This window comes from Kitasatospora sp. NPDC029367 (assembly GCF_055569135.1).
Genome location: NZ_JBVHYH010000013.1, coordinates 81037 through 95688, shown reverse-complemented (window position 1 = coordinate 95688; position 14652 = coordinate 81037). Strand labels below are relative to the sequence as shown.

14 protein-coding genes are annotated in these 14652 nt (G+C 73.2%); 9 read left to right on the top strand and 5 right to left on the bottom strand.

Features of this window, described 5'->3' with window-relative positions; translation table 11 throughout:
• Positions 1–2: 2 nt before the first annotated feature.
• A complete protein-coding gene (locus ACZ4W5_RS10110; protein ID WP_360236522.1) occupies positions 3–539 on the bottom strand; it encodes an allene oxide cyclase barrel-like domain-containing protein in 537 nt (178 codons plus the stop codon).
• Between the two features lie 278 nt (positions 540–817).
• Here ACZ4W5_RS10110 and ACZ4W5_RS10105 point away from each other — a divergent pair, with 278 nt between their 5' ends.
• The 3 genes from ACZ4W5_RS10105 (at position 818) to ACZ4W5_RS10095 (ending at position 4020) form a co-directional block, all read left to right on the top strand.
• Positions 818–2017 carry a cytochrome P450 gene (locus ACZ4W5_RS10105; RefSeq protein ID WP_360236519.1) on the top strand — a complete coding sequence of 400 codons (1200 nt, stop codon included), beginning with the start codon at positions 818–820 and terminating at the stop codon, positions 2015–2017.
• Positions 2014–2238 carry a ferredoxin gene (locus ACZ4W5_RS10100; protein WP_465653826.1) on the top strand — a complete coding sequence of 75 codons (225 nt, stop codon included), beginning with the start codon at positions 2014–2016 and terminating at the stop codon, positions 2236–2238. The genes ACZ4W5_RS10105 and ACZ4W5_RS10100 overlap by 4 nt, the downstream gene beginning before the upstream one ends.
• Positions 2239–2565: 327 nt before the next feature.
• A complete protein-coding gene (locus ACZ4W5_RS10095) occupies positions 2566–4020 on the top strand; it encodes a DHA2 family efflux MFS transporter permease subunit (RefSeq protein ID WP_465653825.1) in 1455 nt (484 codons plus the stop codon).
• 160 nt (positions 4021–4180) lie between these two features.
• Here the strand turns inward: ACZ4W5_RS10095 and ACZ4W5_RS10090 are convergent, their stop codons facing one another.
• The 3 genes from ACZ4W5_RS10090 to ACZ4W5_RS10080 form a co-directional block, all read right to left on the bottom strand.
• Positions 4181–5173 carry an aldo/keto reductase gene (locus tag ACZ4W5_RS10090; RefSeq protein ID WP_465653824.1) on the bottom strand — a complete coding sequence of 331 codons (993 nt, stop codon included), beginning with the start codon at positions 5171–5173 and terminating at the stop codon, positions 4181–4183.
• 130 nt (positions 5174–5303) lie between these two features.
• Complete coding sequence (locus ACZ4W5_RS10085) at positions 5304–6086, bottom strand: AfsR/SARP family transcriptional regulator (RefSeq protein WP_465653823.1); 783 nt, start codon at positions 6084–6086, stop codon at positions 5304–5306.
• A gap of 264 nt (positions 6087–6350) precedes the next feature.
• Positions 6351–8096 carry a helix-turn-helix transcriptional regulator gene (locus ACZ4W5_RS10080; protein ID WP_465653822.1) on the bottom strand — a complete coding sequence of 582 codons (1746 nt, stop codon included), beginning with the start codon at positions 8094–8096 and terminating at the stop codon, positions 6351–6353.
• Between the two features lie 368 nt (positions 8097–8464).
• Between ACZ4W5_RS10080 and ACZ4W5_RS10075 the strand changes: the two genes are divergently transcribed.
• The 4 genes from ACZ4W5_RS10075 to ACZ4W5_RS10060 all read left to right on the top strand — a co-directional run bounded on the left by ACZ4W5_RS10075 (position 8465) and on the right by ACZ4W5_RS10060 (position 12265).
• Positions 8465–9316: a 2-oxo acid dehydrogenase subunit E2 gene (locus tag ACZ4W5_RS10075; protein ID WP_465653821.1), complete on the top strand. Its 852-nt coding sequence runs from the start codon at positions 8465–8467 to the stop codon at positions 9314–9316.
• Entirely contained in the window at positions 9313–10476 is a 1164-nt protein-coding gene (locus ACZ4W5_RS10070; RefSeq protein WP_465653820.1) for an alpha/beta hydrolase, read from the top strand. The genes ACZ4W5_RS10075 and ACZ4W5_RS10070 overlap by 4 nt, the downstream gene beginning before the upstream one ends.
• A gap of 110 nt (positions 10477–10586) precedes the next feature.
• Positions 10587–11462, top strand: a complete 876-nt coding sequence (locus ACZ4W5_RS10065) for an AfsR/SARP family transcriptional regulator (protein WP_465653819.1) — start codon at positions 10587–10589, stop codon at positions 11460–11462.
• Positions 11459–12265 carry a thioesterase II family protein gene (locus tag ACZ4W5_RS10060; RefSeq protein WP_465653818.1) on the top strand — a complete coding sequence of 269 codons (807 nt, stop codon included), beginning with the start codon at positions 11459–11461 and terminating at the stop codon, positions 12263–12265. The genes ACZ4W5_RS10065 and ACZ4W5_RS10060 overlap by 4 nt, the downstream gene beginning before the upstream one ends.
• A 217-nt stretch (positions 12266–12482) precedes the next feature.
• Here ACZ4W5_RS10060 and ACZ4W5_RS10055 read toward each other — a convergent pair whose 3' ends face one another.
• A complete protein-coding gene (locus ACZ4W5_RS10055) occupies positions 12483–12944 on the bottom strand; it encodes a hypothetical protein (protein WP_465653817.1) in 462 nt (153 codons plus the stop codon).
• 479 nt (positions 12945–13423) lie between these two features.
• Here ACZ4W5_RS10055 and ACZ4W5_RS10050 point away from each other — a divergent pair, with 479 nt between their 5' ends.
• Positions 13424–13822, top strand: coding sequence for a hypothetical protein (locus ACZ4W5_RS10050; RefSeq protein WP_465653816.1), 399 nt, complete (start codon positions 13424–13426; stop codon positions 13820–13822).
• A gap of 28 nt (positions 13823–13850) precedes the next feature.
• Positions 13851–14618: a hypothetical protein gene (locus ACZ4W5_RS10045; protein WP_465653815.1), complete on the top strand. Its 768-nt coding sequence runs from the start codon at positions 13851–13853 to the stop codon at positions 14616–14618.
• Positions 14619–14652 lie beyond the last annotated feature (34 nt).

Sequence of the window (14652 nt, the reverse complement as noted above, 5' to 3'; positions counted from 1 at the left end):
GTTCAGCGGTAGAGGACGATCGCCGAGGCGTACGACTTGTGGGTCTCCACCGGCCGGAACTGGCGGAAGCCGATCGCCCCGCGCAGCGGGCCGGCCACCGCGACGGCCTTGATGGTCTGCTGCTCGCCGAGGGTCAGCCGGGCGTCGTCGACGATGCCGCCGGTGCGGATGACGTTGCCGTCGATCAGCCGGATCTCCTCCGAGAAGTAGCCCAGGAAGTTGCCCTCCGGGCCCTTGCGCAGCATCCGTCCGATCCCCCTGGTCGTCCCGACCAGCGCGCCCTGCTGGTCGCGCAGCTCGTAGCGAACGTGGGCGAGGTCGTCCAGCGTCGGGGTGGCCCCGCTGAAATCGGAGTTGGTGGACTCGTAGCTGATCAGGGTCTCGGCGAGGTCGGTCAGGTGGAGCAGGTTGTCGGGGTCGCCGACCGGCGGGTTCGGCCCGGTGGGGCCGAGCGGCGGCACCGCCAGCCAGGCCAGCAGCCGGCCCCGCAGGGCCGCTGCGGCGGGGGCCAGCGGGCCGGGGAGGGAAATCGATGCCATGCGACAACTCCGATCAGCACAAGGACGGGGACGGCGCCGGTGGAACGGCGCACCGATCACGCTAGGCAACGGAGCTAAACCGGCCCGGCGCGTCTGCTGAACCGCCCCCCAGCGCCCGGCGAATGCGCCGCTGAATCCGCGACAAACGCTCATTGAATTACCGTTGATTCCCGTCGGAACTGCCGTGGCCCGCGCCCGGGGAGCGGAACTAGCATGCGCCGGAGCAACCAGAATTCCCCCCGGAAAACCGTTCCGGGAAATCCGACCGGGAGGCCGCGTTGTCCGCCAGTTCCGTCGAAGCACCGTCGTTCCCGGTGCGCCGCACCTGCCCCTACCAGCCACCGGACGTCTACCGGGAGATCAGCGCACGGGGCCCGATCAACCAGGTCACGCTGTGGGACGACCGCCGGGTGTGGCTGATCACCGGCTACGCGGAGGCCCGCCGGCTGCTCGCCGACGAGCGGCTGTCCTCCGACCGCAGCTACGACGCCTACCCCACCATGGCCCCGCACCTGGGCGCGCCGGCCGCCCGCAAACTGGTGCTGGTGGGCGAGGACCCGCCGGTCCACCACCACCACCGACGGCTGCTCAACCCGGAGTTCAGCCTCAAGCACGCGCGGGCGCTGCGCCCCGACATCGAGCGGATCGTCAACGGACTGATCGACCGGATCGAGGAACTCGGCTCCCCCGCCGACCTGGTGGAGCACTTCGCGGCGCCGATCCCGTCGCTCGTCATGTCGGCGCTGCTGGGCATCCCGTACGAGGACCACGCCTTCTTCCAGACCGCCACCGCCGGCGTCATGCAGGGCCGGGACCCGGAGCACACCGAGGCCTCCGCCGCCGAACTGGTCCGCTACCTGGACCGGTTGGTGACGGCCCAGGAGCGCAAGCCGGACGAGAACCTGGTGGGCCGGCTGGTGGCCCACGTGGAGAGCGGCGAGCTGACCCACGACGAGGTGGTGCAGCTGACCATGGTGCTGCTGATCGCGGGCCTGGAGACCACCTCCTCGATGATCCCGATCAGCGTGCTGGCCCTGCTGGAGCACCCGGAGCAGCTGGCGGCGCTGCGCGACGGCGTGGTGCCGGCCGCCACCGCGATCGAGGAGCTGCTGCGGATCACCGCGGTGACGGACTTCGCCGGGGTGCGCTGGATCACGGACGACATCGAGATCGACGGCCTGGTGTTGAAGGCCGGGGACGGCCTGGTGGTCTCCTCCACCATGACCAACCGGGACGACCGGGTGCACGCCGAGCCGTACGAGGTCGACCTGGCCCGGGCCAGCCGGCAGCACCTGACCTTCGGTTACGGCATCCACCAGTGCCTGGGGCAGAACCTGGCCCGGCTGCAACTGGAGATCGCCTTCGAGACGCTGGTCCGCCGACTGCCCGGGCTGCGGCTGGCGGTGCCGGCCGAGGAGCTGGTGATGCGCCGCACCGGCACCATGCAGAGCGTCGAGCGCCTGCCGGTGGCCTGGTGAGCGGGGCCGGGGTGCGGATCTCCACCGACCGGGACCGCTGCATCGGCGCGGGCCTGTGCGTGCTGACCGCGCCGGACGTCTTCGAACACGACGACGACGGACTGGTGACCCTGCTGGAGCCGGAGCCCCCGGCCGAGCGGGAGCAGGACGTCCGGCTCGCCCACCAGCTCTGCCCGGCCCGGGCCCTGACCGTGGAGGCCGCCCGACCGGACCCGGCCTGAGGGGAGCGATCCTAAAGCCGCCGGGAACCCTCCCGACCCCCGGCCGGCGGGGCGTATCCGCAGGTCACCGATGCCCGACCGGCGGCCGGGCGCCCCGCCGGAGGCCGTCGACCCGCATTCCGGGCCGACGGCCTTAACGGTGTCTAAGGGACGATGGCCGCCGGGCCTGACTTGTTTATACGCTCTTTCAGCACGCCGGTTCTCGGAACGCCCCTTCTCCGGATTCGCCGGAAATCCCCCACCGCATTCCGCGGCCACGGGGCGCCACGCGGTTCGCGACCGCCCCCTCCTCCGTTTTCTCCTCCCCTGCTATCGCTAAGGACTGAAATGACGCAATCGGCCGAGAATCGGCTGGACGGTCCGCTGGTCAAGCTGATCGTCGTCATGGCGCTCGCATCGGTCACCGCGACGCTGAACGCCACCATCGTCGGCGTCGGACTGAGCCCGCTGGCCGACAACTTCCACACCACACTCACCACCGCCGAATGGGTCATCACCGGTTACCTGCTGGCGGTGGCCGCGACCATCCCGGTGACCGGCTGGGCGGTGGACCACTTCGGCGGCAAGAAGGTCTGGCTGTTCGGCCTGGTGCTCTACACCGTGACGGCCGTCGCCTCGGCGCTGTCCTGGAACATCGGCGCGCTGGTGACCTTCCGCATCCTCCAGGGGGTGGCGGCCGGCATCATCGAGCCGGTCATGATGACGCTCACCGCCCGCGCCGCCGGCCCGGCCCGGCTCGGCCGGGTGATGGGCCTGCTGGCGCTGCCGATGACCCTCGGCCCGGTGATCGGCCCGATCCTCGGCGGGGTCATCGCGGACAACCTGCACTGGAGTTGGCTGTTCCTGGTGAACGTGCCGATCGTGCTGGCGGCGCTGGTGTTCTCGTTCAAGGTGGTGCCCGCCGACGCCCCCGCCGAGGGCGAGCGCGCGACCTTCGACGTGCTCGGCACCGTGCTGCTGAGCCCCGGCTTCGCCGTCCTGGTGTACGGGCTGTCGCAGACCGCCCACAAGGGCTTCGGCTCCCCCACCGTGCTGGTGTCGCTGCTCATCGGGGTGGCGCTGGTGGCCGGCTTCGTGGTGCACGCGCTCACCACCCGCCGCACCCCGCTGATCGACGTGCGCCTGCTCGCCAACAAGGGCTTCACGGGCGCGGTGGTCGCGATGGCGCTCACCGGCGCGGCGGTGTTCTCGCTGTACGTGCTGCTGCCGCTGTACCAGCAGCAGGTGCACGGGCAGAGCCTGATGGCCAGTGGGCTGCTGCTGGCGCCCTTCGGGGTCGGCACCTTCCTCGGGATGCCGCTGGCCGGGCGGCTCAGCGACAGGCTCGGCGCCAACCTGCTGGTGCCGGTCGGCGCCGCGCTGGTGGTGCTCGGCACCCTGGGCAACGCGCTGTCCGACGGGGCCACCAGCCAACTGGTGCTCGGCCTCTACGCGCTGGTCTCGGGCCTCGGCCTCGGCTGCGTCGGTGCGCCCACGCTCGCCTCGCTCTACCGGACCGTGCCGCTGGAGAAGACCTCGGGGGCGACCAGCACCATGCTGTCGCTGAACCAGGTCGGCGGCTCCTTCGGCGTGGCCCTGGTCGCGCTGCTGGTCCAGCGCGGGGTCGCCGACGGCCACTCGGTCCGGGACGCGTACTCCTCCGCCTTCTGGTGGGAGCTGGCGATGACCGCGGTCATCGTGGCCGTCGGCCTGCTCCTCCCGGGCCGGCCCAAGGCCTTCGCGGCCGAACCGGTGCTGGAGGAGGTCAGCCCGCAGGACAGCGGTGAGCCGGTGACCTCCTGACCGGCGGACAGCAGCGCGCACCGGACGGGCCCGAGGGTCCGTCCGGTGCGCGCGGTGGGTGCGGAGCAAGTGCGGTGCGTGCGGTGCGTGCCGCGCGTACGGTGCGTGCCGTGCGTACGGTGCGGGTGCGGTGCGTGCCGTACGTACGGTCGGCCGCCGATCAGCGGTCGACGAACTGCCGGCTGAACTCGGTGAGCCGGTCACCGGCGACCTGCTCGGCGGGCACCGCGGCCTCGATCGCCGCCAGTTCCTCGGCACCGAGCGCCAGCGTCGCGGCGGCGAGGTTCTCCTCCAGGTGGTCGATCCGTCGGGTACCCGGGATCGGGACCACGTCCTCGCCCCGGTGGTGCACCCAGGCCAGCGCCAACTGGCCAACGGAGACGCCGAGTTCGATGGAGAGCGGCTCCAGCCGGTCGACCAGCGCGAGATTGCCCGGGAAGTTCTCCGGAGTGAACCTCGGCTGGGCGACGGTCCGGAAGTCGCTCGGCCCGAACACCTCGGTGGCCCGGTAGCGCCCGGTGAGCAGGCCCCGGCCGAGCGGCGCGTTCGGCACGATGCCGATGCCCAACTCGCGCGCCAGCGGCACGACTTCGCTCTCCAGCTCGCGGGAGAACAGCGACCACTCGGTCTGCACGGCGGCCAGCGGGTGCACGGCGTGGGCCCGGCGGATGGTCGCCGGGGCGGCCTCGGAGAGCCCGATGTACCGGACCTTCCCGGCCCGGACGAGCTCGGCCAGCGCGCCGACCGTCTCCTCGATCGGCACCGAGGGGTCGACCCGGGCCGGGTAGAGGAGGTCGATGTGGTCCAGCCCGAGCCGCTTGAGCGAGGCGTCGGCGGCCTCCCGCACGTAGGCGGCGTCGCCGCGCACCGCCTGCCCGATCCCGTCGCCGGTGCGCAGCACCCCGAACTTGGTGGCCACCACCGCCTCATCGCGCCGGCCGGCCACCGCCCGGCCGACCAACTCCTCGCTCAGGCCGTGCCCGTAGACGTCGGCGGTGTCGATCAGGGTGACCCCCAGGTCGAGCGCCCGACGAATGGTGGCGACGGCCTGTTCGGGGTCGGTCGGGCCGTAGAACTCGCTCAGGCCGAGGGCGCCGAGCCCCTGGGCACCGACTTCCAGACCGCCCAGGCGGCGGGTGGGGACATCGTTCACTCGAATCGCTCCGTCATCGCTCGGGGTTCCGGTACTGCCTCCCCAAGGGTGCCAAAGGGGCCTAAACCGCACCCAAACGGTCGCGGAGCGGCGGCGGTGGCGGCGGGGCGGCGGCGGTGGCGGAGCGCCGTCAGGCCCGTACGGCCGCGGGCGTCCGCCGGGCGGGGCCCTCGCCGCGCACCTCCAGGATGGTGCGCTGCAGGTTGCGCAGCCAGCAGCCCGGCTCCAGGCCGAGTTCCCGGTTGAGCGTGTCGCGCGCGGAGTGGTAGACGCCCAGGGCCTCGGCCTGCCGGCCGGAGCGCCACAGGGCCAGCATCAGCTGGGCGTAGAAGCTCTCCTGCAACGGGTGCTCGCGGATCAGGCAGCGCAGCTGGGAGACCACCTCGCGGTCCCGGGAGAGCATCAGCTTGGACTCCACCAGCAGTTCGCTGCACTCCAGTTGGAGCTCCTGGAGCCAGGCCGCGAAGGTGTTGACCACCGGGCCGGCCTGCAGCCCGGCCAGCACCGGGCCGCGCCACAGGGCGACGATCTCCTCCAGCAGCTCGCAGGCCTCCTCGTACCGCCGCTCCCGCATCATCGCCCGGGCGGTGGGCAGTTGCTCCTGGAGGGCCTGGAAGTCGACGGCCCGGGGCGGCGTCCACAGGACGTAGCCGGGCGCCCGGGTGATGACCGGATCGGGTTCGCCTGGGCGGGTCAGCAGCTTGCGCAGCTGCGAGACGTACACGTAGACGGCGTCCCGGGCGCGCTGCGGCGGACCGGCGGGCCACAGCTCACTCACCAGGTCGTCCACCGAGACCACCTGGCCCATCCGGGCGAGCAGGACGGCCAGCACCGTCTCGGTCTTGCGGGACGTGATCACGACCTGGCCGTCCGCGTCGCTGACCCTGAGCGGGCCGAGTACCTCGTACCTCACCGGTGCTCCTCCTCCGCGCTCACCCTGCCGCCCTCCCCGCCGCGCACCCGGGCGCACAGGCCGGCGCACCACGGTCGTCGGCGGCCGTCGCGGCCGTCCAGCGCCTCAACAGTCCTCGGCGGACGGCTATTCCCGCCGCGCGGCCGTTCCGCAGGACGGCTTCCGGTGCGGTTGCGGGACCGCCCTGAGGCCGGGCCGGGCCGGTCCGGGTCCCGGCCGGTGTCCGACCCCCGGGCAGGCCCGGACCGGCTCCGGTCACGACGGTCACGACGCCCGGCGGTGCTCCTCGACCACCAGCCGGACCAGCGCGGCGCGGGAGCCGATGCCCAACTTCCGGTAGGTACGGGCGATGTGCACCTCGACGGTACGGGCGCTCAGCCCGAGCCGGTCGGCGATCTCGCGGCTGCGCAGGCCGGTGCCGGCGAGTTCGGCGATCTCCCGCTCCCGCCCGGTGAGCAGGTCCAGGGTCGGTCCGCCGTACGGACCGGCCCCGGTCGGCTCGCCGGGCGCGGGCGGCTGGGCGGCGGCCGACGCGCGGGTGGGACGGGCCCGGGCGGCTTCACCCCGGCTCCGCGGCTTCGCGCCCGGCGGGCGGCCGGCCGCAGCCCCGTCGGGGCGGTCCTCGCCACCCAGCCGCACGGTGGCCTCGGTGAGCAGGGCGCGCGATCCGGTGCGGGCCGCCACCTCGTCCGCCGCGGCCAGCAGTTGACGGGCCACCCGGTCGTCGGCCGGGCCCCGGCGGCCGAGCGCGGTGAGGGCGGCGCCCAGCCAGTGCCCGGCCAGCTCGGTGTCCCCGGTGCGCAGCGCCGTCCGGGCGGCCGCGGTGAGCACGGCCGCGTCCTGCGGATCCTGCCCGGGGGTGGCCCGTTCGATGTGCGGGGCGAGCCGGTCGGCCGGGGCACCCCGGGCCGCGAGGACCTCGATGGCCCGGCGGTGGGCGTCGGCGCGCCAGCAGCTGTCGGCGCCGTCGTAGACCAGCCACCGCACCAACGGGTGCCGGAAGCCGCTGTGCGGGCTGCCGGGGAGCGGTCGCAGCAGGTCGAGCCGGCGCAGTTCGTCGAGGATCCGGCAGGCCTCGTCCTGGGTCGTACCGGCGACCGCGGCGACCCCGTGCGGGTCCAGTTCGGTGCCGAGCACCGAGGCGGCCGCGAGGACGAGCCGCTGGCGCGGGCCGAGAACGGCGAGCTCGGTCACCAGGTGACGGACCAGCCGGTCCGGCAGGGCGGCGTCCGGCGGCAGGCCCCGCAGGTCCGCGAGCGAGCCCTCGGGGCGGCCGGAGAGCCGGCCGGGGCAGACCCTGGCGAGGGCCAGCAGGTAGAGCGGGTTCCCGTGGGCGTCCCGGTGCAGGGCACGCATCCGGGGGTCCGTGGCGGGCAGGTCGAGCAGTTCGGCGGCCCGGGCCAGGTCGAGCCGGCCGAGCTCGATCCGCCGGGTGGTGCCGAGCTGGCTGCCGCGGGCCAGGGTGGCGAGCAGCCCCTGCGGGGCCTGCCGGGGCCGGTGGGCGACCACCAGCGCGAGCGGGGCGCGGACCGGCCAGCGGATCAGCCGGTCGAGCAGCGCGAGCGAGCCGGGGTCGGCCGCGTGGACGTCGTCCAGGACGATCAACAGGCCCCGGCAGGTGTGCTGTTCGAGCAGGGCGCAGAGGCGCTCCGGGACCGGGCAGCCGCTCGCCGGATCACCCACGGACCCGGCGATCCGGCGGATCACCGCGAGCAGTTCGTCGCGCAGCCCGGCCCGGTCGGCGAGGCCGATCCAGGCGCGCAGGACCTGCACGAACAGGCTGCCGGCCATGCCCTGCTCGGCCGGGTCGGCCAGCGCGCGCAGCACGGTGAAGCCGCGGGCGGCGGCCTCCTCGGCGAGCGCGGTGAGCAGGCGGGACTTGCCGCTGCCCGGGTCTCCGGCGAGCTCCACCACCTGCTGGCGGCCGTTGGTCACTTCGTCGAGGACGGACTGGAGTTGGCTCAGTTCGGCGCGTCTGACGGTGTCCGTGCGGGCACGGTCACGGGTCACGACGCGGGTTTCCCGGGTTTCTCGATCGTCTCTGGCGTCCTGGGCTTCTCTGGCGTCTCGGGTTTCTCGGATGTCTCGGGTCTGCCGGACTGCGATCACGGTTGCTGTCCCTTCCCCCTCCCCCGTGGCGGGCGGAACTGGCGGATCCCCCCAACCTCGGCCGATCGTAGCTTCGACCACCGATCAACTGGCCGGACGTAACAAGGATTTCACGAACCCGGGGACCGCTCCGTTCAGAGCCTGTTTGGCCCCGTGCGCCACGCTCGACCCCTCCACCGGTCCGACCCGTGACCACCGACCGACCCGTGACCACCGGTCCGACCCGTGACCACCGACCGACCGGACCGATCCGACCCGAGGGGCCCGTCATGACCAGTCCGAGCGGAGCCGATCCGCGGCTCGCACCGCCGCCGCGCGAGCGGCGGCACACCCTGTACTTCCTGGAGGCGATCCGGGACTTCTCCCCGGTCTTCCTGGACACCGAGGTGGACGCCACCCGACTGCTCGCCGACCGGGCCGCGGCCCGCGCGGCCGGACAGCGCCGCTCGGTGGTCGGCTACCTGCTGGTGGCGGCGGGCGGGGTGCTGGCCCGCCACCCGGAGGCCAACTCCGCCTACCGGGGCGGCCCGCGCCCCCGGGTGGCCACCTTCCCGACGGTGTCCGGCAAGGTCACCCTGGACCGCACCCTGGGCGGCACCCGGGTGGTGCTGTCCACCGTCGTCCCCGAGCCGCACACCGCCGGCCTCGCCGAGGTGCAGCGCCGACTGGACCGGGTGCTGGACGGCGACCCGGCCGAGCTGCCCGAGTTCGCCGGCATCCGGGCCCTGCACCGGCTGTCCTGGCTGCGCGGCCGGCTGCGGTTCGCCCGCGCGGCCCGCGACCTGCGGCTGCGCCCGCTGATCACCGGCACCTTCGCGGTCACCTCGCTCGGCCACCGGCCGGTCGACGGCTTCCACTCCGTGGGCGGCACCACCGTCACCCTGGGCGTCGGCCGGATCGTCGAACGGCCGGTGGTCCGGGACGGCGCGATCGTCGCCGCGCCGGTGTTCCGGCTCAGCCTGGCCTTCGACCACCGGGTCATCGACGGCGCGGAGGCGGCGGACGTCCTGACCGAGATCCGGGCCGCGCTGGAGGAGTGGCCCGCTCCCGGGGAGGACGGAACGACCACCGGTGCGGCGGCCGGAGCGCCCGCCCCCGTCCGATCGGAGGCGACGGCATGACCGGCCGCGCCCCGGCGAACGACCTCGCCGAACTCAAGCAGTTCGTGGTCGCCCAGGCGACCTCCCAGGGCATCACCCCCGCCCAGTACGGCGCGGTGCTGGACGGTGTCGTGGACGACGGCGACGGCGGCCCCGGCTCCTGGGTGCGCCGCTGGACCGAGGCGGGCGACCGGCTGGAACGCGAGGGCCGGCTGCTGGAGGCCGGCCGCTACTACACGATGGCCCGCTTCCCCTACCCGTCCGGCTCGGCCCGGCGGGAGGCCGAGGAGCGCGCCCGGGACGTGTTCGCCCGCTGGGCCGCCGACTTCCCCGGCATCGAACGGATCGAGGTGCCCACCGCGGCCGGCCCGGTCGCCGCCTGGGCGGGCGGGCTGACGGCGGGCGGGCCGTCGGCGGGCGGGCTGACGGCGGGCGGGCTGACGGCGGAACGGCCGTCGGCGGGCGGGCCGTCGGCGGAGCGGCCGAAGCCGCTGCTGCTGATGTCCGGCGGGATCATCAGCCTCAAGGAGCAGTGGGCGCCGGTCCTGCTCCAGCTGGCCGAGTTCGGCCTGGCCGGCGTGGTCACCGAGATGCCCGGCGTCGGCGAGAACCCGCTGCCGTACGACCTGACGGCGCCCGCACTGCTGCCCGCCGTCCTGGACGCCGTCGCCGACCGCGCCGACACCGCGCGGACGTACGCGCTGGCGCTCAGTTTCAGCGGCAACCTGGCGCTGCACGCCGCGCTCACCGATCCGCGCATCCGCGGGGTGGTCGGCGCCGGCCTGCCGGTGCACGACTTCTTCACCGACCGGGCGTGGCACGCCACCGTTCCCCGGGTCACCGTGGACACCCTCGCCCACCTCGCCCGCACCGACGCCGGCTCGGTGTTCGACGCCCTCGCCCCGCTCGCCCTGGACCCGGACCGGCTGAGCAAAGTCGACGTACCGGTCGGCCTGGTCGCCAGCGCCCGGGACGAGATCATCCCGCCCTCCGACACCGACCGGCTGCGGCGCTCGCTGCGCAGCCTGCGCCTGCGGGTGCACGACGACGTGCACGGCTCGCCCCGGTTCTTCCCGCAGACCCGGCTGTGGACGCTGCTCACGGTGCTGCGGATGAGCGGCGGCCCGCTGGACCGCCGGCTCGCCCTCGGCGCCGAACTGCGCGCGCTGGACCGGCGGTAGAGCGGAGCGGAGCCGCGGCACCGGGGCCGTCCGTACGTAGTTCCGCTGATGCGCGGACGGCCCCCCGTGGGACACCCTGAGCCGGACGACCCGCCCTCAGGAGGCCCACTGTGAGATACCAGTTGCTCGGAAGCCTGCGCGTCACCACGGAGCGCGGCACCTCGGCCGTCAAGGCCCGGAACATGGAGGTGCTGCTGGCGACCCTGCTGGTCCGCGCCAACGAGGTGGTGCCCGTCCCGCAGCTCGGCTTCGAGATCTGGGGCGACGCCCCGCCACGACGCCATCTGGCGGCGATCCACGTCTACATCTCGCGGCTGCGCAAGCTGCTCGCGGACAGCCGGCCGGAGAGCGCCATCGTCACCCAGTCCCCCGGGTACGTACTGCGCCTCGGCCCGGAGGACCGGCTGGACTCCGACGAGTTCCAGCAACTGATGCAGACCGGACGGGCCGCCGCCCGGGACGGCCGCACCGAGCAGGCCGCCGCCGCCTTCGAGGAGGCCCTCGCCCTGTGGCGCGGCCCCGCGCTCGGCGACCTGCGCTCCGGGCCGATCCTGGAGGGCTTCACCACCTGGGCCGAGGAGGCCCGGCTGGAGTGCCTCGGCATGCACGTCGAGACCGGCCTGGCCACCGGGCGCCACCGCGAACTCATCGGCAGGCTCTACTCGCTGGTCGCCGAGCACCCGCTGCACGAGGCCTTCCACCGGCAGCTGATGATCGCCCTCTACCGCTCGGAGCGGCAGGCCGACGCCCTGCGGGTGTACCGCGCGGCGCACCGCACCATCACCGCCGAACTCGGCATCGAGCCCGGGCGGGCGCTGCGCGAGGTGCAGCGGGCGATCCTGCTGTCCGACCGGCGGCTCGACCTGCTCCGCCCGCAGTGGGGCGAGCGATCCGGGGCCGCCGAGCCGGCCGACCGCTCGGAGCGGCCGGAGCGGCCGGACCGGGCCGAGCGTTCGGACCGGATCGAGCGGCAGGCGGCGGCATGAGCACCGCGAGCGCCACCTCCGTCGACAGCTCCCTGTGGGTACGCCGGTTCGGCGCCCCCGGGGCGCCTCGCAACCCCGACCCGGCCGGCTCGGCCGACCCGCCGTTGCGCCTGCTCTGCCTGCCCCACGCCGGCGGCTCGGCCTCGGTCTTCCGGCCCTGGGCCGCCGCGGCCGGGCCGGACGTCGAAGTGCTGGCCCTGCAGTACCCGGGCCGTCAGGACCGCTACCGGGAGCCCGCCGTCGCGGACCTCACCCGGCTCGCCGAGCTGGCCGCGCCCGCCGTCCGGGCCGCGGTGGGCGACGGCCGCTACGCCCTGTTCGGCCACAGCATGGGCGCCCTGCTCGCCTTCGAACTCACCCGCCGGCTGGAACGCGACGGCCGCGCCCCGGAGTTGCTCACCGTCTCCGGCCGGCGCGCCCCCTCCACCCGGCGCGACGGCGAGTACGCCCACCTCACCGACGACCGCTCCCTCGCCGCCCACCTGCGGGACCTCAGCGGCACCGACCCGCGGCTGCTCGCTGACGAGGAGGCCCTGCAGATGATCCTGCCGGCCGTCCGCGCCGACCTGACCGCCGTGGGCGGCTACTTCGCCGGCCCGGAGGTCACCGTGGGAACGCCGCTCCTCGCCCTGATCGGCGACGCCGACCCCTGGGTCACCCCCGCCGAGGCCGCCGCCTGGCAGCGCCACACCACGGCCGGCTTCGAACTCGGCATCCACCGCGGCGGCCACTTCTACCTCGACGGACGACAGCAGGAACTGCTCGCCCTCCTCGACGCCCACCTCGCCACAGCCCGTCGCTGACCACGCCACAACACCCGCCCAGGGCACCCCGCACACCCCCGGAGTGGGGAGTCGACCCTGCCGACTTCCCACTCCGCCCCCCGTCGCGGCCCCGGCCCCGGCCTACGGGCGCCTCCCGCGGGCCCCGCCGACCCGGCCCGCAGCATCGGGGCTCGCATCGCAAGCCATAGGTCCGCGTCCCGGTGTGGCAGGGCGGCCATGGCAAGGGCTGAGCAAATCAGCTCACGACGCGACTCCGGTAGAAGTCGAACCGCGCAGTGCCCTCCTCGACGATCTCCGCGATGTCGAGTGCGTGATGCGCCGACACACTCCGCGGCTCGGCTGCCAGCAGCTCCCGGTAGACGGTCCACAGACCCTCCCGAACCGTCTCGAAGCACTGCTCGTACAGACTCGTCTCCTCGGCGGCGACGCAGCTGAGCACGCCCCAGAGCACGCCCCTCGTCTGGTCGACCGGAATTCCGTCAGCAAGCATCGCCATGAAGACCGAACAGACGGCCGGGGCAGGCGGCATGAGGTTGGACTGAATGAAGACGTGATTGTCGAGACTGTGGATCGCTGCGGCGGACCGGGTCTCGGTGATCGAGCGAAGAAGCGGCACGAGATGCTCGGCCGACTTCCCGCAGCCACATTCTATGGCTGACCAGTTGTGCCGGTCGATCTCGGCAACTGCCAGATTCACACGTGGACCTTCCGTCGAGGGACTTCACTGCACAGGATTTCGGTGACAGACATCGGTGAGACCTGGGCCGGACGACGCGCCACTGTAAGCTGACCGGTCTCCTCGTGGACGCCTGCCGCAAATGCCCGCTTGGCATTTTTCCGATCCGGTTGGCGATCGATGCGTCGGCGGCGAGCCGGTTTCCCCGCTCCAGTTGGCCGTCGACAGTCCAGCCCTCCGATGCCGCTTCGAAGTCTCGGTAGGCCAGCCTCTTGCCGGCGGGCCCTCGGTGCGTCGGCCCGGTGGGTTCGGCCCTCGGGGCCCTCGCGCAGGCAACTCACCTTGACCAGGTCGTAACAGCCGACCTCGGTGACCAGCGGCCACAGTTCGCCACGGACCAGCATCTCAGTGAGGTCCGAGAGCCATTCGTGACCGATGATTCCGACTCGCATGCGCGCATCCCTCGCCGAACTTGGGACTTACTCGTCTAGGCTGCCCGGATGCGCTACCTGGTCGAGTCCTTCGCTGTCGGTGCCCTGACCCGCGGTCGATCGGTCGAGCAGTTCCTCGGCCCTGCCGGTGATGCCCATGCTCCTGGGATCCGTTGGGTCGAGGTTGTTCCGGCCGGCTCTCAGTTCAAGGTCGTTCTCCACACGTCGGCGGACGTCGGGAGTGAGAACTTCTGCGACCTCGTCGAGTTCCCGTCGCTGGACCCCGAGAACGAGGACGACGAGTTCGGCCTGGAGATCGCCACGGCAACGGCGGCACATGACGCCCTCACCCTCGCGGAGCACCGAACTGGAGCCGTTCGTGGCCGCTGGGTCAATGAGGGAATGGCTCAGGACGAGTACCGCGACTTCGTGCTCGCCGGCCGGCCGCGACAAGCGTCACCAAGGTAACGACCGCTCACACGTTGAGCCGGCGGTCATGACACCCCTCGCGGGCCGGGGTGTCGGTGGCATCGGGTTGGATGAGCAGGTGACTGTCCATGACGTAGCCCGCCGGCTCCCCGCCATCGCCGACCTGCGGGACCTGTGCCGTTCACTGGCGATGCTCGATGCGATCCTGAGCCCCGACTGGGCGGACCGGTACCACTCCTTCAACGCCGGTTGGGCCGACGGCGAGGAGATGGCCTCGATGCGCAACGGGTCGGGAGACGAGTACTCGATCGTGTTCTCGGCGGCCGGGGCCTATGTGCGCGGCTTCGATCACGAATCGCCGATGAGCCCCTTCGGCAACGATGGCGAGCCCTGGCCGGGAGTGGTCGACGAGGTCCCCGAGCTCTTCAAGCCCTTCGTCGAGGAGCCGGCGTTCACCGATCAGAACGGTGTGCCGGTGGTGACGGCCTGCCTGTGGCGGGGGCCGACGGACGAGCGGTGGCACCACGGAACGATCGACTTCCCCGAGGGCACCGTCGATCCTGACGGCGCGACGAGCCTGTTCAGCCTCCTGGTCGACCGTTCCCCGGAAGCGTTCCAGCGTTTCGCCGAGGACTACTACGAGGTGTCCATCGACCTGGCAGCGGTGAGCCGGGTTCATGCCTTGCAGCCGCTGAACCAGGAACTCGTCTCGTCGCTGAACCCTGAGGTCAGCTTGGCAGACCTGGCCCAGGACATCTCCGAGATCGGCTATCCGCGGCTGGACCAGGAGTCGGAGGAACCCCCGCACCCGCTGCCCTGGGCCCCACCGGAGTAGGAAGTCGGCGGGGCCGACTTCCTACTCCGGTGGG